This window comes from Pseudomonas sp. GM80, assembly GCF_000282515.1.
Lineage (GTDB): Bacteria > Pseudomonadota > Gammaproteobacteria > Pseudomonadales > Pseudomonadaceae > Aquipseudomonas.
Genome location: NZ_AKJD01000213.1, coordinates 1 through 19277, shown reverse-complemented (window position 1 = coordinate 19277; position 19277 = coordinate 1). Strand labels below are relative to the sequence as shown.

General features: G+C 59.1%; 23 protein-coding genes. 15 read left to right on the top strand and 8 right to left on the bottom strand.

All coding sequences use genetic code 11. From position 1 onward, the window contains the following. Nucleotides 1-57: 57 nt before the first annotated feature. Nucleotides 58-261 carry a type II toxin-antitoxin system HicA family toxin gene (locus tag PMI37_RS31580; RefSeq protein ID WP_081500547.1) on the top strand — a complete coding sequence of 68 codons (204 nt, stop codon included), beginning with the start codon at nt 58-60 and terminating at the stop codon, nt 259-261. Continuing rightward, entirely contained in the window at nt 258-590 is a 333-nt protein-coding gene (locus tag PMI37_RS26870; RefSeq protein ID WP_008087131.1) for a type II toxin-antitoxin system HicB family antitoxin, read from the top strand. The genes PMI37_RS31580 and PMI37_RS26870 overlap by 4 nt, the downstream gene beginning before the upstream one ends. A gap of 151 nt (nt 591-741) precedes the next feature. On the opposite strand, the gene PMI37_RS26865 is transcribed toward PMI37_RS26870, so the two are convergent. Further along, nucleotides 742-933 carry a YegP family protein gene (locus PMI37_RS26865; protein WP_008087129.1) on the bottom strand — a complete coding sequence of 64 codons (192 nt, stop codon included), beginning with the start codon at nt 931-933 and terminating at the stop codon, nt 742-744. Nucleotides 934-1210: 277 nt separating this feature from the next. On the opposite strand from PMI37_RS26865, the gene PMI37_RS26860 reads away from it, so the two are divergent. From PMI37_RS26860 to PMI37_RS26835, 6 genes are all read left to right on the top strand, one after another. Then, on the top strand, nt 1211-2176 hold the full coding sequence (locus PMI37_RS26860) for a glycosyltransferase family 2 protein (RefSeq protein WP_008087127.1): 966 nt from the start codon (nt 1211-1213) through the stop codon (nt 2174-2176). 3 nt (nt 2177-2179) lie between these two features. Continuing rightward, nucleotides 2180-2890, top strand: a complete 711-nt coding sequence (locus PMI37_RS26855) for a class I SAM-dependent methyltransferase (RefSeq protein ID WP_008087125.1) — start codon at nt 2180-2182, stop codon at nt 2888-2890. Further along, nucleotides 2887-3273, top strand: a complete 387-nt coding sequence (locus PMI37_RS26850) for a GtrA family protein (RefSeq protein ID WP_008087124.1) — start codon at nt 2887-2889, stop codon at nt 3271-3273. Before PMI37_RS26855 ends, PMI37_RS26850 begins: the two co-directional genes overlap by 4 nt. Beyond that, on the top strand, nt 3270-5366 hold the full coding sequence (locus tag PMI37_RS26845) for a DUF6311 domain-containing protein (RefSeq protein WP_008087122.1): 2097 nt from the start codon (nt 3270-3272) through the stop codon (nt 5364-5366). Before PMI37_RS26850 ends, PMI37_RS26845 begins: the two co-directional genes overlap by 4 nt. Nucleotides 5367-5452: 86 nt before the next feature. Beyond that, the gene (locus tag PMI37_RS26840) at nt 5453-6373 is read left to right on the top strand and encodes a LysR substrate-binding domain-containing protein (RefSeq protein ID WP_008087120.1); all 921 of its coding nucleotides are present in this window, start codon (nt 5453-5455) and stop codon (nt 6371-6373) included. A 148-nt stretch (nt 6374-6521) separates the two neighbouring features. Beyond that, nucleotides 6522-6887, top strand: coding sequence for a 5-carboxymethyl-2-hydroxymuconate Delta-isomerase (locus tag PMI37_RS26835; protein WP_008087117.1), 366 nt, complete (start codon nt 6522-6524; stop codon nt 6885-6887). Between the two features lie 3 nt (nt 6888-6890). Here PMI37_RS26835 and PMI37_RS26830 read toward each other — a convergent pair whose 3' ends face one another. After that, a complete protein-coding gene (locus tag PMI37_RS26830; RefSeq protein ID WP_008087115.1) occupies nt 6891-7826 on the bottom strand; it encodes a LysR family transcriptional regulator in 936 nt (311 codons plus the stop codon). Nucleotides 7827-8011: 185 nt separating this feature from the next. Next, nucleotides 8012-9196 carry a cyanate transporter gene (locus tag PMI37_RS26825; protein WP_008087113.1) on the bottom strand — a complete coding sequence of 395 codons (1185 nt, stop codon included), beginning with the start codon at nt 9194-9196 and terminating at the stop codon, nt 8012-8014. A 345-nt stretch (nt 9197-9541) separates the two neighbouring features. Between PMI37_RS26825 and PMI37_RS26820 the strand changes: the two genes are divergently transcribed. The 4 genes from PMI37_RS26820 to PMI37_RS26805 all read left to right on the top strand — a co-directional run bounded on the left by PMI37_RS26820 (nt 9542) and on the right by PMI37_RS26805 (nt 13886). Continuing rightward, entirely contained in the window at nt 9542-11191 is a 1650-nt protein-coding gene (locus PMI37_RS26820) for a phosphoethanolamine transferase (RefSeq protein ID WP_008087111.1), read from the top strand. Nucleotides 11192-11424: 233 nt separating this feature from the next. Further along, entirely contained in the window at nt 11425-12558 is a 1134-nt protein-coding gene (rnd, locus tag PMI37_RS26815) for a ribonuclease D (RefSeq protein ID WP_008087109.1), read from the top strand. Then, nucleotides 12555-12848: a YcgL domain-containing protein gene (locus PMI37_RS26810; RefSeq protein WP_008087107.1), complete on the top strand. Its 294-nt coding sequence runs from the start codon at nt 12555-12557 to the stop codon at nt 12846-12848. The genes rnd and PMI37_RS26810 overlap by 4 nt, the downstream gene beginning before the upstream one ends. A gap of 105 nt (nt 12849-12953) precedes the next feature. Next, on the top strand, nt 12954-13886 hold the full coding sequence (locus tag PMI37_RS26805) for a D-2-hydroxyacid dehydrogenase (protein ID WP_008087105.1): 933 nt from the start codon (nt 12954-12956) through the stop codon (nt 13884-13886). Nucleotides 13887-14044: 158 nt separating this feature from the next. Here PMI37_RS26805 and PMI37_RS26800 read toward each other — a convergent pair whose 3' ends face one another. Then, on the bottom strand, nt 14045-14638 hold the full coding sequence (locus tag PMI37_RS26800) for a nitroreductase family protein (protein WP_008087104.1): 594 nt from the start codon (nt 14636-14638) through the stop codon (nt 14045-14047). Between the two features lie 280 nt (nt 14639-14918). Here PMI37_RS26800 and PMI37_RS26795 point away from each other — a divergent pair, with 280 nt between their 5' ends. Next, the gene (locus PMI37_RS26795) at nt 14919-15368 is read left to right on the top strand and encodes a YcgN family cysteine cluster protein (RefSeq protein ID WP_008087102.1); all 450 of its coding nucleotides are present in this window, start codon (nt 14919-14921) and stop codon (nt 15366-15368) included. A gap of 78 nt (nt 15369-15446) precedes the next feature. Next, on the top strand, nt 15447-16676 hold the full coding sequence (locus PMI37_RS26790; protein WP_008087101.1) for a hypothetical protein: 1230 nt from the start codon (nt 15447-15449) through the stop codon (nt 16674-16676). Nucleotides 16677-16762: 86 nt separating this feature from the next. Here PMI37_RS26790 and PMI37_RS26785 read toward each other — a convergent pair whose 3' ends face one another. The 4 genes from PMI37_RS26785 to PMI37_RS26770 all read right to left on the bottom strand — a co-directional run bounded on the left by PMI37_RS26785 (nt 16763) and on the right by PMI37_RS26770 (nt 19008). After that, nucleotides 16763-17140: a YgaP family membrane protein gene (locus PMI37_RS26785; RefSeq protein ID WP_008087099.1), complete on the bottom strand. Its 378-nt coding sequence runs from the start codon at nt 17138-17140 to the stop codon at nt 16763-16765. A gap of 81 nt (nt 17141-17221) precedes the next feature. Beyond that, on the bottom strand, nt 17222-17692 hold the full coding sequence (locus PMI37_RS26780) for an RNA methyltransferase (protein WP_007911337.1): 471 nt from the start codon (nt 17690-17692) through the stop codon (nt 17222-17224). A 209-nt stretch (nt 17693-17901) separates the two neighbouring features. After that, nucleotides 17902-18273 carry a YajD family HNH nuclease gene (locus PMI37_RS26775; RefSeq protein ID WP_007911336.1) on the bottom strand — a complete coding sequence of 124 codons (372 nt, stop codon included), beginning with the start codon at nt 18271-18273 and terminating at the stop codon, nt 17902-17904. Between the two features lie 48 nt (nt 18274-18321). After that, nucleotides 18322-19008 carry a spermidine synthase gene (locus PMI37_RS26770; protein ID WP_007911335.1) on the bottom strand — a complete coding sequence of 229 codons (687 nt, stop codon included), beginning with the start codon at nt 19006-19008 and terminating at the stop codon, nt 18322-18324. A gap of 80 nt (nt 19009-19088) precedes the next feature. Here PMI37_RS26770 and PMI37_RS26765 point away from each other — a divergent pair. Further along, nucleotides 19089-19277: hypothetical protein (locus tag PMI37_RS26765; protein ID WP_008087095.1), on the top strand; the 189-nt coding region annotated here is incomplete at its 3' end.

Sequence of the window (19277 nt, the reverse complement as noted above, 5' to 3'; positions counted from 1 at the left end):
GCTTGAAGCTGTCGTCGAATGCTCTGCGTTTTTTGGTCATGAATAACTCCTCGATAGATGTATTTTCCACCTATCGGGGTGTCCGGGGAAATTAGACCACTGCAGGGCGCCAAAGCTGTAGAGGGCAATGGATCACGGGTACGATTTGAACTCAGCGGTGTGGTTGCGACTTTCCACCGTCCCCATCCAGACAAAGAAGCAAAGCCCTATCAGGTTCGTGATGCTCGGGCTTTCCTTGAACAAGCAGGAGTCTTTCCATGAATGTGATGAATTACAACGGGTATGCGGCCCGAATCGAATATAGCGATGAAGACGGCCTGTTCGTTGGTCACATCGCCGGCATCAAGGATGTTGTAGGTTTTCATGGGGAGTCAGTCAGAGAGCTTCGGGCAGCTTTTGAAGAAGCGGTTATTGATTATCTGGATACCTGCACCAAGCTCGGTCGAGCCCCTCAGAAGCCTTACTCCGGAAACCTGAGCCTGCGTTTAGCTCCCGCACTTCATGCAACCGTTGCGATCAAAGCGCAGTTGGCCAGCAAAAGTATCAATCAGTGGGTGGCTGATGTTCTTGACCGTGAAGCGCATGCATGATCTGGCATGTGGTCGAGCCGAAACTTGCGCGTCGCCCTGATGCTCTCAGTTCGCACCGAGGATAAAAAAGCCCCACAGACCATACGGCTGTGGGGCTTTTGCATTTCACAGGGTTACATCACCCTGTGCGTCCAATCATTCGCTTTCGCGGTTAAATTTCCTTGACCGGGGTTTCGCCCTGTACCGCTTTGATCAGCTCGATCACGTGCAGACAATCCGCTTTGTTCACGTACGATTCACCGCTGGCGATGGTCTCGTGGTTGCCTGCGCGCAGTCTCCAGCGCCATTGCCCTTTGCCGGTGCTCGAGGTGCCTCTGGATTGCCTGTAAATCTCGAAATACATTCAGTTCGCTCCATGCGATGGGTGTGTGCGACAGCCTGTGTGGCGCATCGACGCAAGCCTAGCGCAGGCGGGTTTTTTGGCTATCGAGGATTTGTTTCCAATCGTTCGCGAATGTTTCCGAGAACCGCGAGCCAGAGCGCAGGAATAGGCCTCTGGATTGGCCAATATGACGCCCTCTGACCCTTGCAACAGCGACGACGCTACTGCTTAATACGGGACGGCTCATGGCGTCGAAAATCAGTCGGCGACCGACAAACACTATAAAAAGAGCACTCCTTTGACTGAGCACGGAACGCAACAGGCCGGGCAGGTGACGTTATCGCTGGTGGTCCCCGTTTTTAACGAAGAGGACAGCCTTGACACGTTTCTGCAGCGCATCAATGAAGTCTTTCAGACGCAAGCGTTGATCGATCTTGAGCTGGTGTTCATCAACGACGGCAGCACGGATGCCACGCTTGAGCGTCTGCTTGAGCGGCAACGGCACGATCCCCGTCTGCGCATCGTCGACCTGAGTCGCAATTTCGGTAAGGAGGCGGCGTTGTCCGCCGGGTTGCAGATGGCGACCGGGCAGATCGTAGTGCCGATTGATGCGGACCTGCAGGACCCGCCGGAAATCATTTTGCTGATGATCGAACGCTGGCGCGAAGGCTATGAGGTCGTGCTCGGTCACCGCATCAGCCGTCGTAGTGACACTTGGGCCAAGCAGACCTCGGCGCACTGGTTCTATCGCCTGCATAACAAAATTGCCGAGCAACCGTTACCCGAGAACGTCGGCGATTTTCGCCTGATGGATCGCTGTGTGGTCGATGCCTTGCTGACGTTGCCCGAATCCCGGCGCTTCATGAAAGGCCTGTTCGCCTGGGTCGGTTTTCGCACCACTCACGTCGATTACGAGCGCCCGGAGCGCGTGGCCGGGCAGAGCAAGTTCAACGGCTGGCGGCTGTGGAACTTCGCCCTCGAAGGCATTACCAGTTTCAGCACCGAACCGCTGCGGATCTGGACCTACGTCGGGGCGCTGGTGTCGCTGGTGTCATTTGCCTTCGCCATTTTCATCGTTGTGCGCACATTGATCCACGGTATCGACATGCCCGGTTATGCCTCGTTGATGGTGGCCGTGACCTTCCTCGGTGGCCTGCAACTGATCGGCATCGGCGTGCTCGGCGAATACCTGGGCCGCACCTATATCGAATCCAAACGCCGGCCGGTTTATCTGGTGCGTCGCGTCTACGACCCCAAGGATTGACCCATGGATCTGAAGGAAACCGACATCCTCGGCGATAGCATCAACGAGCATTGGTATTACTGCGCCAAAGCCGCCGCCACCAGGCGTTTGCTGGGGGATCGTCCGATTGAGCGGATCCTCGATGTGGGCGCGGGGTCAGGTTTTTTTACCCATCATTTGCTCACGCATACCGATGCCCGGGAAGCGTGGTGCGTGGACATCAGCTATGCCGCCGACTCCAGCGCAACCACCGCCGGCAAACCGGTGCATTACCGTCGCGGTGTCGACACCCTCGATGCCGATCTGGTGCTGTTGATGGACGTGCTCGAGCATGTCGACGACGACCTCGGCCTGCTCAAGATGTATGTCGATAAAGTACCGTCGGGCAGCCGCTTTCTGATGACCGTGCCGGCGTTCCAGTTCATGTGGAGCGGTCACGATGACTTTCTCGAACACAAGCGCCGCTACACCCTGGCACAGTTCGAGACACTGGCCCGCGATGCCGGTTTGACGGTGCAGCGTGGCGCCTATTATTTCGGCGCGGTGTTCCCGATTGCGGCGGCGTTGCGCTTGTTGCCGCAAGGTGCGCAAGACCAACCGCCGCGCTCGCAACTCAAGCGTCATCACCCGCTGGTCAACACGGTGCTGAAGACCCTTTGTCGCCTTGAGCTGCCGTTGATGGGCATCAATCGTCTGGCCGGTTTGAGCGTTTTTGTATTGGCGCAGAAGCCGTGACCTCAGCGCAAAAAACGGCGTTGATCCAACGCGGTTTGCGCTTTGCCGTGACCGGATTGTTCGTGACGGCGTTGCATGCGCTGGTAGCCATTGCGTTCATCAATTTCATCAGTCCGTTACCACCCCTCGCCAATGGCGTGGCATTCGCCGTGGCGACGGTGGTGTCGTATGTGATCAACACCACCTGGAGTTTCTCGGCGCGATTGCAGGGCAGAACCCTGCTGCGGTTTCTGCTGGTGTCGGTCTGTGGGTTTCTGTTGGCGATGTTCGTCGCCTGGGCCGCGCAAATGGCCGGGCTCCACTATTTGCTGGGCATCGTCGCCGTGGCGTTGACGATTCCGGCATTCACTTTTGTGCTGCATAACTTCTGGACGTATCGATGAGGGATTTGAACAAGCATCCGGCCCTCGCGCTGCTGCCATTGCTGCTGGGAGTCCTCGCTTTTTTTCTGGTGATCGGCCCGCGCGCGCTGGATCCGCAGAACATTGCCTGGTTGAAGGACGGCGACCCGGCGACGCATTACCTGGGCTGGTTGTATTTCCGGCATGCCCCTTGGACGTTTCCGCTCGGGCTCAACCCGTCTTATGGGCTGGAGCTGGGCAGTGCGATCATTTTTTCTGACTCCAATCCACTGCTGGCACTGCTGTTCAAACCGTTCAACGGCTGGCTGCCGGAGACGTTCCAGTATTTCGGATTCTGGCTGCTGCTCTGTTTTGTTCTGCAAGCCTGGTTCGCCTGGAAGCTGCTCGGTCTCATCACCAACAACCCCGTGCTGCGGCTGTTAGGCGCCGGTTTATTGGTGTTTTCGCCGCCGATGTTTTTGCGCACGGGCGGACATCTCTCCCTTGCCGGACATTTCCTGATCCTCGCCGCCCTTTATCTGGCTCTGCACCCGGCGCTAGCACGGCGACGACTGGCATGGGGCGTGTTACTCGCCGCGACGGCGCTGGTGCACGCCTATCTGTTGGTCATGGTGGCATTGATTTGGGTGGCTGATCTGCTTGGGAAAATCATGATCGGTAAACTGACGCGCCGCTGGGGATTGGTCGAGTTTGTCAGTCTGTTCGCCCTGGTCAGTGTGTGTTGTTGGCAAGCGGGTTATTTCAGCATTGTCGATGGGGCGGGCGGTGGAGGTTTCGGTTGGTATCGGATGAATCTGGTATCCCTGTTCGACGCTGATGGGTGGTCTTACGTACTGCCTGGATTTGTGAAGGGCGGCGGGGACTACGAAGGCTTCAACTATTTGGGGCTCGGTGTTCTGCTGCTGGTGCCATTGGCGGGTATTGCCATTGTCCGAAGCAAGATCGGCGTCAAGGCGTTGCTCAGCCGTTGGCCATGGTTATTGCTGGCGATGATCGGGTTGACCGTATTTGCGCTGTCCAATCAAATCGGCCTGGGGGCACAAACGTTCAGCTACCCGTTACCGAAAGCCATCGAGGGACTGGCGAGCATTTTCCGGGCATCGGGTCGCATGTTCTGGCCGGTGTTCTATGCCATCGTGTTGCTGATTCTGTTTCTGGTGGTGCGCGGCTATCGACCGGTGATCGCCATGGGGCTGCTGGCGGTGGCGCTGACGGCGCAAGTCGTCGACAGCCACATCGCTTGGGCGGGTCTGAGAGCGGCAAAAATGGTGCCGCAAACTTCGGTTTGGGCCAGCCCGATGCAAAATCCGTTCTGGAACAACGCGGCCGCCTACTACAAGAATATTCGTGTGCTGAGCCCCAAAAACCAGACAGATCAGTGGCAGGTCATTGCCGATTTTGCCGCGACTCATGGCTTGAAGACCGACGCAGTTTATATGGGGCGCATGAGTCCCAAGGCGCTCGACAACGCCCAGCGTGATGCGCAACGCCGGCTGAGCACTGGGCGATACGAAGCTGACTCGCTGTACATTCTTGACGATGATTCGCTGGAACTGGCGATCAAAAATGTTCACAGCGATACCGATCTGCTGACCAGGGTTGACGACTTCGTCGTACTGGCGCCTGGCTGGAAGCGCTGCGCTCAATGCCTGGCGATGGTCGATGAGGGGCATGCGATGTCACTGGTGCCCCTGAGCCAGCCGGGGTTGGTGCAGGCGTTCAATCGCAAGAGCCGTCAGTTGGTCAAAGGTTGGGCTGCTCCGGAAACCTGGGGCACCTGGAGTGAGGGCCAGGACGCGGAAATTGCGCTGCGTGTAGCGCCGGGCACCACCTCGATCGTGATCGACGTTCTGGCTTTCGTCATGCCCCCCAAGCTGACTCAGCGGGTCATCGTCAGTATCAATGGGGTTGAAGCCTTGTCGACACGTCTGACGCAGGTTCAGGGCAATTTGCTGGAAATCCCGCTGAGCGCGGCGATCCGGGAAACATTGGTGGAGGGGCGGGTTTTGAATATCCAGTTGCATTTGCCCGACGCTACCAGCCCCAGAAACCTGGGATTGAACGATGATGCGCGGCTGATGGGTTTGGGGTTGAAGTCACTGACCGTTCGCTGAATCCTCTGTCGGCGGCGCAAAGGTTTATGGACGCCGGGCCCCGTGCGTTTCTACACTGCCGGTATTCCGGGGGCAGGGGGCAATGGATGAACCGCAATGAACTACGCAAGGCCGACATCAACCTGATGGTGGTGTTCGAGACCTTGATGCTCGAACGCAACGTGACCCGGGCGGCCGAGAAGTTGTTTCTCGGTCAGCCGACCATCAGCTCGGCGCTCAACCGCTTGCGCACGATGCTCAACGATCCGCTGTTCATCCGCGTCGGCCACCGCATGGAGCCGACCGCCCGCGCCGAAGATATCTTCCGTCATCTCAAGCCGGCGCTCGATTCGCTGTCGGTGGCGCTGAGCCTGACCCGCGATTTCGATCCGGCCGTGAGCACCATGACTTTTCGCATCGGCCTGTCCGATGACGTCGAGTTCGGCCTGCTGCCGCCGCTGTTGCGTGCTCTGCGCCAGGAAGCGCCGAATGTGGTGTTTGTGGTGCAACACGTCGATTACTGGCGCATCCCCGACTTGCTGGCGGCGGGCGACATTACCGTCGGCATCAGCCAGACCCGTGGCCTGCCGGCCAATGCCAAGCGCAAACTGTTGCGGCACATTCAGCCGAGCATCCTGCGTGCCGATGCTTCTGACACACCGCTGACCCTCGATGAATATTGCGCGCGGCCGCACGTGCTGGTCTCACACACGGCCAACGTCAGCGGTTTCGCTGACGAGTGGCTGGCGGAACTCGGCCGCACGCGCCAAGTGGTGTTGTCGGTGCCGCAATACAGTGCGTTGCCGGCATTGCTCGCCGGCACCGACCTGATTGCCAGCCTGCCGGATTACACCGCCGCCGCCATGGCCACCTCCGGGTTGCTGTTCAAGGAGCCGTTCCCGTTCAAGACGCCGACGCTCGATCTGTCGATGGTCTGGCTCAGCCATGTCGACAGTGATCCGGCGGAGCGCTGGTTGCGCTCCAGGCTGGAGCAATTCATGAGCGAACGGCCACTCAACCCCCTGTAGGAGCTGCGGCACGCTGCGATCTTTTGATTTTCAAATCTCGAGATCAAAAGATCGCAGCCTCGTTTCACTCGACAGCTCCTGCAGGGGGTGGTGATGGGGCGCATGTGCTATATGTACGACCTTTCTGCCAACTGACCGGGGACTTGCAATGCCACATCTGCACATGGAATACACCGCCAACCTGCCGCAATTGAACGCTGACGTCGCGTTGATCCGGCTCAACAACACCCTGGTGGGGTCCGGTCAGTTTGCAGCGGAGTTCGATATCAAGAGCCGTGCGGTGAAGGTCGAGACCTTCAAGGTCGGCACTGCCATGAGCGAGCGCGCTTTTGTCTACGTGAAGCTGGCGCTGCTCAGCGGCCGTTCGCCCGAGATCAAAAAGCAGCTGTCGCAAAGTCTGTTGGCCGTGCTGCAGGATCTCTGCGAATGGCCGGCCGGGGTCGAAGTGCAGTTGTGTGTCGAGCTGGTCGACATTGATCGCGAGTCCTACAGCAAAACCGCCATCGGCGCGTAGGAATCAGACTGCCTCCAGTTCGCTGCACACTTTGATCACCTGCTCGCGCAGCCAGACGTTGGCGCTGTCCTGGTCGACGTTCTGGCTCCACTGCATGTCGAGGGTGAAGCCCGGCAAACCGTTTGGCGCCTCGCAGTGATTGAACACCGCCTCATTGGTCAGCAAACGCTGAATGCGCCGGGGCAGGGTGAGGATGAAGTCAGTGCCGGTGATCATCTTCAACGCTGCGCTGTAACTGTTCGAACGTGCCACGATCTGGCGCTTCTGCGCCTGTCGCGCCAGCCAGCCGTCGACCATGTTGGTGGTCGACGTCCACGGCGTCGGGAACACATGCCGACGTTCGGTAAAGGCTTGCAGACTCAGACGCGGCTCCAGTGGCGTGGCGCGTTTGTCGAAGACGCAGACCAGATCATCTTCAAGCAGCATCCGCGATTTCAAGTCGGTGTGATGACGGTGGAAGTTGGGACCGAAACTGATCACCAAGTCGAGTGTGCCGTCGCGCAACTCATCTGCCGGCACATCGGTTTCAAACTTGTGCATGTTGACCATCACCGGCAAATCATCGAAGTCGAAGCGCTTCAACAGGCGCGGCAGGATCAATTGCTCGAAGTATTCCGGGGCGCAGATATTGAAGGTGACCGCTTGTTGGGTCGGGTCGAACACCGGGGCACCGGCGTGACACAAATTGATGCTTTCGAGGATCTTCTGCACATGGCCGTACATGCTGCTGGCCTTGTAGGTCGGGCGCATGCCGGTGCGGGTATTGATGAACAGTTCGTCTTCGAAACTGGTGCGCAGTTTTTTCAGGCAGTAACTGACCGTGGACTGACTGACACACAGCGTTTCCGACACATCGGTGACGCTGCTCTGCTCATAAACGGCGATAAACACCATGAGATCCTGCATGTCGAGCTTTCGAAGCAAGTTACTGTTCAGCATCCATTCCGTCCCGCTGTGCTCCTTGCGCTGAATCCGCGCAAACGTGTGCGAACGATCCTAGCGGAACGATGGTGCCAGGACAAAGCCTTGTAGGACGTTTCACGGACAGTTGTGGGACAGAAAGTTTTAGCAACACGACGTCATGCTTCAAACCGCGAAAAGATGGCCAGAAGCCTTTAGCCCGATCAGGAAAAATGCCGCGCATAGTGCCGTGGATCGAAGCGCAACACCATCAGCAGCATCACCACCATGACGGCAGTCAACGACCACCACGCCCACTCGAAGCTGCCCAGTTGATCGCGGATCATACCCGCCATCAGCGGCGAGAGGCCGGCAATCAGATAGCCAATGCCCTGCACGAACGCCGTCAGGCCGCCCGCACGTTGCGGGTTGTCGAGGTGATCGAGCGAGACAATCAGGCTCATCGGGAACAACCCGCCGATGCCCAGGCCCAGCAGACACGGCCAAAGCAGGCTGAGGTGCTGCGGGCTGAGGATCAACCCACAGAAGCCGGCAATGATTAGCCCGAGCAGGGCCATCAGCACCCCGCGCCGGTCGCGGCGGCGATTGGCGATGGCGGGCACCACCAAACCGGAAATTACCTCCATGGCCGTCAGAAAACCTAACAGCAGGCCGGCGTTTTGTTCGCTCCAGCCTTTTTCCACGTAGTACGGCGCCAACCATGCCAGCACGCAGGTGTAGGACGCCGTCCCCAAACCGAAGAACAGTGCGAGTAACCAGGCGCGGGAATTGCCGAAAAAGGATTCTTTTTTTGTCACCCGGGGCGTGGCGGGCGGCAGGTTGGCGCGCTGCGTCCAGCCGAACACCAGGGCCAGCAGCGCCAGTCCGGCCCAGATGGCCAGGCCCACACGCCAACTGCCGGTTTGCATCATCACCAAGGGTGCGAACGAGGCCGCAATCGCTGCGCCGCCCATGATCGAGGTGACATACAAGCCCATGCACAGCGCCACGTTGTCGGCGAAACGCGATTTGATCAGCGCCGGCATCAACGCCTGAATCAGCGCGATGCCCACACCTGCCAGCACAGCGCTGGCAATCAATTGCGCAGCAGAGTCGACAAACAACCGCGCCAACGTTGCCAGACCAATGATCAGCAGCGACAGCAGCACCGTGCGCTGTTCGCCCAGACGCTGACTGATGCCGATAGCGAAAAACATCGCCAGTCCCATCGCCATGACCGGCAGCATGGTCAGCAGCGAGGCGAGGCTGAAGCTCAATGGAATATCGCCGCGAATTGCCGAGAGCAATGGCCCGATGGCCGCCATCGACGGCCGCAGATTCACCGCGACCAACACAATGGCGAGCATCAGCCAGACGGTGGAGCGGGAGGTGGTGCGCACGTTTTCCATCATCAAACCTTTGATACCTGAGGTCGAGGATTAGGCGCGCGACCCGCAGAGCCAGGCAAACCAGAAAATCCACGCCCGTGCCTAAAAATCAAATACCCCGCCCCTGTAGGAGCTGCCGAAGGCTGCGATCTTTTGATCTTGCTGTTAAAAAACAAAAATCAAAAGATCGCAGCCTTCGGCAGCTCCTACACGGTTAAGTTTTTGCTGAATAATTCGGCGCCAACTAATCGTTGGCGTCTTTTTCACAAAAAATTGATGGTTGCCTGCCTAAAGTTTGTCATGCCTTGGTTAATGAATTTTTCACAATTAACCCGTGGCCAGTCTTTTCAGGAATAGCCCACCTTTATGTTGAAGTTAAAAGCCGTGCGCCCGGAATGGGTGACGTTGATTGCCAGCGCCTTTCTTTTGATCGGCTGCAACTTTGTCCTTTGGCAGCATCTGTTCGAGATCACTGCCGCCGATGGCAAGGGTATCGCCATGCGCGTGGCTTTCGGGCTGATGATCCTGGCGGCGTTCAACATCGTACTGACCTTTCTGGCCTTTCGTCCGCTGCTCAAGCCGCTGTTGACCCTGATCTTTCTGATCAGCGCCGGCGTGGCGTATTTCATGAGTCAATATGGCGTCATGATCGATGCCGGGATGTTCCGTAACTTTGCCGAGACCAATGCAACGGAAGTGCGTGATCTGCTCTCGTTGAAGTTGTTTTTTTATATGTTGTTGCTCGGTGTTTTACCGTCGTGGTTATTGTGGAAAGTGCCGGTCAATTATCGTCGCTGGCACCGTGAATTGATCAGCAAAGTTATTGTCAGTGTGGCCTCGGTAGCGGTTATTGGTGGGGTGGCATTGGCCAACTATCAGGGCTTGTCTTCGCTGTTTCGCAATCACCACGAAATTCGCTTGATGCTAGTGCCGAGCAACTACATCGGCGCGTCGGCCGGTTACCTGCGTGAGCAAGTGGTATCGGCGCAGCAACCGTTCATCAAGATCGGCGAAGACGCCCAGCGCAATCCCGACCTGAAACTTCAGCCGCGCAAATCCCTGACCGTGCTGGTGGTCGGTGAAAGCGCTCGTGCCGAGAACTTCGGTATTCTCGGGTATGACCGCGACACCACGCCGAAACTGGACAAGGAAGCCGGGCTGATCGCCTTTACCGATGTGCATTCCTGCGGTACGGAAACCGCGGTTTCGGTGCCGTGCATGTTCTCCAACATGGGCCGCAAGGACTACGACGCGAGCAAGGCGAAGAATGAAGAGGGCCTGCTCGATGTGCTCCAGCGTGCCGGTATCGATGTGATCTGGCGCGATAACCAGTCCGGCTGCAAAGGCACTTGCGATCGGGTCACGCTGCAGGATGTCAGCAACTTGAAAGACCCGGCGTTGTGCGCCAACAGCGAATGCCGCGACGAAATCCTGTTGCAGGGTTTGCAGAGCTTTATCGACCATCTGGACAAAGATACCGTGCTGGTGCTGCACCAGATGGGCAGCCACGGCCCGGAATATTTCAAGCGTTATCCGAAGGAGTACGAGCACTTCACCCCAGTCTGTGAAAGTAACGCACTGAACAATTGCAGCCGCGAAAGTATCGTCAACGGCTACGACAACACCCTGGTGTATACCGACCATGTGCTGTCGAGCCTGATCGATGTATTGCGCAGCAATCAGGACAAAGTCGATACCGCGATGTTGTATCTGTCGGACCACGGCGAATCGTTGGGCGAGTACAACTTGTTCCTGCATGGCACGCCTTACATGCTGGCGCCGGAACAACAGAAGCATGTCGCGATGCTGGCGTGGTTCAGTGACAGTTATCAGAAGGCCTATTCGGTCGACACCCATTGCCTGCAGATGAGCCGCGACAAACCGCTGAGTCAGGACAACCTGTTCCACTCGATGCTTGGCCTGCTGGAAGTGAAGAGCTCGGTCTATCAGCCCGATCTGGACCTGTTCGCCGGGTGCCGCGGCGCGGTGATCGACGGCGTGCTAGCCAAGGACTGAACCCGCCCCCTGTAGGAGCTGCCGAAGGCTGCGATCTTTTGCTCTTGCCCTTAAAAACAGGATCAAAAGATCGCAGCCTGCGGCAGCTCCTACTGGTAATGGCTCTGCCTGCAACGCGTGTAAGACTATTCTTTCCCTTGGGCAGGACATTTCGTTACAGCTCTTGCCCTTCGCAGGCGCGTAAATCGCCAGTGGCGATATATACTGCGCGCCATTCTTCAAGGGAGAGCCGTGTGGCCATCGATATTCACTGGATTCGCGACAACGAAAGCCTCGCGCAGTTTTGCGCCGAGTGGCAGCAGCTGCCGTTCGTTGCCCTCGACACCGAATTCATGCGGGTCGACACCTTCTACCCGATTGCCGGTCTGTTACAGGTCGGCGACGGCAAACGCGCCTACCTGATCGATCCGTTGACCATCAACGCCTGGCAACCGCTGGCGGCGCTGCTGGAGAACCCGGCGGTGCTCAAAGTCCTGCACGCGTGCAGTGAAGACCTTGAAGTGCTGTTGCGCCTGACCGGCAGCCTGCCGGCGCCGCTGTTCGACACACAACTGGCGGCCGCTTACCTGAACCTCGGTTTCTCGATGGGCTACTCGCGGCTGGTGCAGGCAGTCCTCGGCATTGAATTGCCCAAGGGCGAAACCCGTTCCGACTGGTTGCAGCGCCCGCTGTCCGACACGCAAATCAGCTACGCCGCCGAAGACGCCGTGCATCTGGCGGAAGTTTTCGTACAACTGCGACCGAAACTGTCTGACGACAAATTCGCCTGGGTGCTGGAGGACGGTGCCGAACTGGTCGCCAACCTGCGCCGCGAAACCGATCCATACGAGGTTTACCGCGACGCCAAACTGGCGTGGAAACTCTCCCGCGCGCAACTGGCGGTACTGCGTGAGCTGTGCGCCTGGCGTGAAACGGAGGCGCGTGCCCGTGACCTGCCGCGCAACCGCATTGTCCGCGAGCACTCGCTGTGGCCGCTGGCCCGCACGCAACCGGACAATCTCGCGGCGCTGGGCAAAATCGAAGACATGCACCCGCGTACCGTGCGTCAGGACGGCCAGTTTCTGCTTGATCTGATCAAGCGCTCTGGCAGTGTGGGGCCTGATCAATGGCCGCCCGCTGTGCCGGAGCCGTTGCCGGTCGAAGCCGCTGCACTGATCAAACAGCTGCGTGCATTGGGTCAGGCTGAGGCCGAGCGTCTGGACATCGCGCCGGAACTGATGCTGCGCAAGAAAACCCTCGAAGCCCTGGTCAAAAGTGGCTATCCCGAGGGTCCTTACCAATTGCCTGAGTCGTTGCGTGGCTGGCGCCGCGAACTCATGGGCCAGACGCTGCTCGACAGCCTGGCCACCGCCGGAGAACAGCCTTGAAGCGTATTTGCTCTATTTACCAAAGCTCGAAGCGCAAGGGCATGTATCTCTATGTGCTCAAGAGCGATGAGTTGGAACGCGTGCCCGAGGCCCTGATGGCGGCCTTCGGCAAAGCCATATTTACCTTCAGTCTGGTGTTGACGCCCGAGCGTAAACTGGCCAGTGAAGACATCGTTGTGGTGCTGGAAAACCTCGACAAGCAGGGCTACCACCTGCAAATGCCGCCGGCCGAGGACGAGTACATCGAGCACTTGCCCGAAGAGTTGCTGCGACGCAACGACCCGGTCTGATCCGCGAGGCTCTATTCTGGGCCTCGGTTAACCCTGGAACTGTTTTTACCGCGATGGCCGACCGAAATCCGGTGGCCGTCTGCACGGTTTGCGAAAGGTTTGAAGATGCGCGTTCTGATTGCTGAACACGACCACGCGATATACGCCCGCTTGCTGCGTCAGGCAGCGCCCGAGCTTGAAGTGCTGACCAGCGGCGACTCTGCCGAACTGGCGCGGCTGGCGACGGATTGCCCGGTGTGGCTGGGGCAACCGGATCTGCTGGCAACCCTGCTGCGGCAGGGCCATCAACCGCAATGGCTGCAATCGACCTGGGCGGGCATCACGCCGCTGCTGGCCGACGGCTTGCGCCGCGATTATCACCTGACCAGGGCGGTGGGGATTTTCGGTCAGGTGATGGCCGAGTACGTGCTGACCTACATGCTCGGTCACGAGCGCGAAGTGTTGGCGCGGCTGGTCAGCCAAGTCGAGCGCAAGTGGGATAACCGCACCGGCCAGAGTCTGGTCGGGCGCAAAGTCCTGATCGTCGGCACCGGTGACATCGGCCAGAGCGTGGCGCAGTTTCTGCTGCCGTTCGGCGTCGAGCTGTACGGCATCGCCAGCAGTGCCCGCGAGCAGGCGCCGTTTGTCGAAGTCGGTTCGATGGCGGATCTGCCGCGTCTGGTCGGCGAAGTTGATTACGTGGTCAATCTGCTGCCGAACACTGAGCACACCCACGATATCTACGACGCGGCGCTGTTCAAGCAATTCAAGCCGACCGGGTTGTTCATCAACGCCGGGCGCGGTGTGGCGGTGGTGGATGCGGATCTGGTCGAAGCCTTGAAGGAAGGGCATCTGGCCGGTGCAGTCATCGACGTTTGCCGTCAGGAGCCATTGCCACAACGGCATCCGTTCTGGACCGCGTGGGGCTTGCTGCTGACCGGGCACAGCTCGGCACCGACGTCGCCGTCGTTGATGGTGCAGTTGTTTGTCGACAACCTGAAGGCGTATCAGGCGAGCGAGGCGTTGCGCGGGGAAGTGGATTTCAATCGCGGCTACTGATCCCCTCGCTTCAGATCATTCCCACGCTCTGCGTGGGAATGCCTCAAGGGACGCTCCGCGTTCCCATGGGACGCAGAGCGTCCCGGGCTGCATTCCCACGCAGAGCGTGGGAACGATCAACTCCTGTAGGAGCTGCCGAAGGCTGCGATCTTTTGCTTTTAGAGGGTGAAGTCGCCTTCAGCTGCCAGTTCGCTCAGCGGGCGGCGCGGGCTCGGTTCTTCGCGCGCTTGCAGGTACTCGGCCAGCGTTGCCTTGTCACCCAACTTGCCCACCGCAACCGCCGCATGCAGCGCATAACCTTGCGGAATATTCAGTTCCTTGCGCGTCAGCTCCTGATCGAACCCGGCCATGCCGTGGGTGTGCCAGCCGCTGAGACTCGCTTGCAGCGCCAGATGGCCCCACGCCGAACCCGTGTCAAAGGTGTGCCACAGTGCTGGCGTTTCTTCCGTCGCGCCCGGAGCAGTGAAGGTGGTTTTCGAAATCACGATTACCAGTGCCGAGGCATGCTGCGCCCAGCTACGGTTGAACTCATTGAGCAAGCCCAGGTAACGCTGCCAGTTCGGCGTGTCGCGACGGGCGTAGAGGAAGCGCCATGGCTGCGAGTTGTACGCCGACGGTGCCCAGCGCGCTGCTTCGAAGAAGCTCAGCAGGGTTTCTTCCGGGATCGCTTCACCGGTGAAAGCGCGCGGCGACCAGCGGTCAGTGAATTGCGGGTGAATGGCGTATTCGGCAACACGAGGGTTGGCACTCATCGAGAGATTCCTTGCTACGGTTGAATAAGAGATTCGAACGAAAACCCGGCGGGATCAGTTGCGCTGAACGATGAGGGTTTTCCGAGCCTGAGGGTTCACCGGCGTGTAACGCGGTCGAGCGTTAATGGCACTGGGGCAGGGCTCCTTGCGACAGGCAAAACTACTTGCCTGCGCAAAAGCTGACAAGCCCTGTGCAACCGATAGTCGCCAGCGCTTGGCCGACAAGGCCTTGGGCACTAGACTGGCGGCCTTTTCACCACCTGATGTTGATGCTTGAGCCATGGCCGCCGAAGTCGAACCGTTCTGGAAACACAAATCCCTCGATCAGTTGAATCACCAGGAATGGGAATCGCTGTGCGACGGCTGTGGTCTGTGCTGCCTGCAAAAACTCGAAGATGAAGAAGACAACAGCGTCTATTACACGCGCATCGCCTGCAAACTGCTCGACCTGAACACCTGCCAGTGCAGCGACTACCCGAATCGCATCAAGTTTGTCCCCGACTGCATTCAGCTCACACCGGGCCAGGCCGAAGAGTTCAAATGGCTGCCGCCGACCTGCGGGTATCGTCTGGTCAGCGAGGGCAAGGACCTGCCGCTGTGGCATCACTTGGTCTGCGGCGACCGTGACGCGGTGCACCGCGAGCGGATTTCCCAGTCCGGGCGCATGCTCGCCGAGGGCAGCGTGCCGGAAGACGATTGGGAAGATCACCTGATTTTCCGCGCGGGTTAACTGAACAATCTGTAGCGAGGGAGCTTGCTCCCGATCATTCGGGCCTGCGAGCAGGCTCGCTAGCCACAAGGAGTGTGTATGGCTGTGGGATTGCCTCAGGCGCTGCTCGTCGTACTGCTGGCGCTGAGCGCACCGGTATGGGCGGCGCAGAAAGTCGACCTCGATTACCACGTGCGCCTGTTGCCGCAAAGCGATCAGGCCGAAGTGCGCCTGACCCTGGCCAAAGGCGAAGCCGTGCGCAGCCTCGATTTCGACCTCGGCGACGGCAGCCATTACAGCGACTTCAAGGCCGACGGCCAATGGCTGCTGACGCCGGGCACACACGCTCGCGGCGTCTGGCGGCCGACCCGTGACAAGGCCAGCCTGACCTACCGCGTACGCATTAGCCACGGTCGCAAGAACGGCAGCTTCGACACACGCATGACCCCGAGTTGGGCGTTGATGCGCGGCGACGATTTGGTGCCGCCGGCCAAACTCGATCAACAGGACGGCACCGAACTGGTCGCGCGCCTGCAATTCGAATTGCCCGACGGTTGGAAAAGCGTCGAAACCGCGTGGCCACGTATCGGCAAAAACAAATTCCGCATCGATAACCCGTCACGGCTGTTCGACCGCCCGACCGGCTGGATGCTCGCCGGCCACCTCGGCAGTCGCCGCACGCGACTGGGCGAAACCGAAGTCACCGTGGCTTCGCCGCAAGGGCAGGGCATGCGCCGCATGGACGTGCTGACGTTGCTGACATTCGTCTGGCCGCAGGTGCAGGCGGTTTACCCACGGCATCCGGCGAAACTGTTGATCGTCGGCGCCAATGACCCGATGTGGCGTGGCAGCCTTGGCGCGCATGAATCGATCTTCGTGAATAGCCGATTGCCGCTGGTCAGTGAAAGCGGCAGCAGTGCATTGGTGCGGGAGCTGGCGCAGGTGTTCGGACGGATCAATGACGAGCAGCGCAGCGACTGGATCAGCGAAGGCTTTGCCGAGTATTACGCGATCGAACTGGTGCGCCGCGCCGGTGGCATGAGTGATGAGCGCTATCAGAGTTTGCAGGCGAAACTGGCCAAGGACAGTCAGAAAGTCACGACGTTGCGTGGCGCGCAGATCAGCACGGCGCAGGTGTCAAAAGCGGTGATTTTGTTGCAGGAACTAGATCGCGAGATTCGTCTGCAAACGCGTAACAAGCGCTCGCTGGATGATGTGTTGCGGGGTGCGATGCATTTGGGGACGGTGAGTACTAAAGAGTTTGTGCGACTGGCTGAGAGTGTGCTCGGCGAGTCTTCGAAAGTCCTTGATACCGAGTTACTGCAATAAAGAGCAAAAGATCGCAGCCTTCGGCAGCTCCTACATGTGGAGTGCGTTTGCCTGTAGGAGCTGCCGCAGGCTGCGATCTTGTGCTTTTAAACCCCGGCTTTCGGCGATTTCACTGAATCATTGCCGGTCACCGTCGCCGAGCTGGTCGCTGCTTCGGCATTCGCCTTCAGCTTGCTCAATTCTTCCCCGGCACGCTCGATCTTCGCCCGCACGTTGTTCATGTCCTGACGACTCTTCTCGATCAGGCTTTTCACCGAACTGTGCCCGGTAATCCCGCGGGCCATGGCCACGCCTCCGATCGCCACCTGAATCAGACCGAACACACCGCCACGGCGCAGGCCCTTGCCGACCATGATCACGCCACCGGCCAATGAGCCGATACGCTCCCAGCCTTCGACGTTCTGCTCGGAACGGCTTTGGAACGGGGTGGATTCGATACGCTCGACGCGTTTGAGCTCGGTCATGATCTTTCTCCAGGCAATGAATAATGGATAAACAAGCTGACTGCGCAAGCGGCCAGCTTGTTCCATCGGATATTCGACGCTTTAGCGGAATTTTGGCCCGGAGCGGGTGTTCAAGCCTTTGGCCATGCGGTCGTAGAGCACGACGTTGACCGTGGCGGCGAGGTTCATGCAGCCGGTGGTCGGGATGTACACAACGTCTTCGCACCAGTCGCGGATTTCTTTATCCAGCGAGCCGTCTTCCGGGCCGAAGATGTACAGCGCGCGATCCGGGTGGGTGTATTCCGGCAGCGGGCGGGCGCCCTCGACCAGTTCTACGGCAACCGGTACGCAGTTGAGCGGGAGGATCTTTTTCAGATCGTCGATGCCGATCAGCGGGATGTCGTAGTGCACGCGCTTGGTGTCGGTGACGAAATCGGCGGCGCGTTCATAACGCTTGCCGGTGTAGAACACCGATGCCACGCCATAGCAGCCTGCGGCGCGCATCACCGAACCGACGTTCTCCGGTGATTTGGGGTTATACAAACCAATGCAGCTGTACCGTTTGTCTGCCACGAGCGGGGTGCCTTCGGGAAAAAAGAGCGCGATTATACGGGGATTGGGGGAGTGCGGGCAGATTCGAGATCTGCGGTGTCTGGCCCGGCCTCATCGCTGGCAAGCCAGCTCCCACAGGTTTCCTGGATACACACAAAATTTGTGAACGAGCCTGATCACTGTGGGAGCTGGCTTGCCAGCGATGGGGCCAGTTCAGGCGATGAAGATCATTAATCTTCTTTTTTCATCAGCCCGGCGAGGGCGGCAAACGGGTTGTGCGTCGCCTTGGCAATCTTCGGCGTGCTCAGCGAGCCTTCGCTGAAGTACTGCTGATCGGTATACCGCGAATGTTCGTTGTCGTGGCAATACAGGCACAACAATTCCCAGTTCGAGCCGTCTTGCGGGTTGTTGTCGTGGTTGTGATCGCGGTGGTGCACGGTCAGTTCGCTCAGGCGCTTGCCGGAAAATTCACGGGTGCAGCGGCCACAGACGTGCGGGTACATCTTCAGGGCCTTGTCGCGATAGCCCATTTCCTTGTCGCGCTGGTTGTCGGCGAGGATGCGATCCAGCTTCGACGTATTGGTTGGGGTGGACGAACTCATGGGTTCACCTTTGTAAAAGACTAATGACGGTTATGCGCAGAGTTTAGCTCAGCCCTTGAGCTTCTCGGCAATCCAGATTGTGTGCCGCGTGCCCTTGTTGCCGTGGGCGAAGACCTGGACCTCTTCGGCCTTGAAACCGGCCTTCTTCAATTTGTCGGAAAACAGCCGATCAGCGCTGGCCGACCACACCGCCAGTACGCCTTTCGGACGCAATGCCTTGGCGCAGGCATTCAGGCCAGCGGCGGAGTACAGCCAGCTGTTGGCCTTCTGGGTCAGGCCTTCGGGGCCGTTGTCGACGTCGAGCATGATTGCGTCGAAGCCGTTCGGTTCGCTTTGCAGTACCTTGGCCACATCTTCCTGACGGATGACGGTGCGCGGATCGAGCAACGGCCGGCCGGACTTCTCGCCGAGCGGGCCACGGTTCCACTCGACCACGCCGGGCACCAGTTCAGCGACCACCACCTCAGCGGTCTTGCCCAGATGCTTGAGCGCCGAGGCGAGGGTGAAACCCATGCCCAAGCCGCCGATCAGCACCCGCGAATCCGGCCGCCCAGCGACCTTGCGGCACGGAATCTCGGCCAGCGCATCTTCGGAACCGTGCATGCGCGTGTTCATCAATTGCCCGCCGTCGCCGCCCTGGATCTTGATGACGAAATCCTCGCCATACTCGAACAGGCACAGGGCACCGCCGCTTTCAGGGATCGGGGTGGTGTCGAGCAGAACGAAACGTTTCATGGAAATCTCTACAAGGGGGAAGGCAAGCAGGCCCGTTGGGAGTAGCCTGAGCGCAGACTAGAGGCCAAACGGAGCCCTTGATGAAGCGCACCATTCTAACGGTCATTGCCCTGGCCGCGCTCACGATTACTGCAGCGCAGGCGCAACAGACGATTCCGCTCAGCCCGGCGCCGCAACCCGGCTCGCCCGGTACTGCAACGCCGACACCGTATCCGCAGATCACCCCGATCAACATTCCCAAGTCTGGCGCCGGCAGTGGCAGGCCGCCG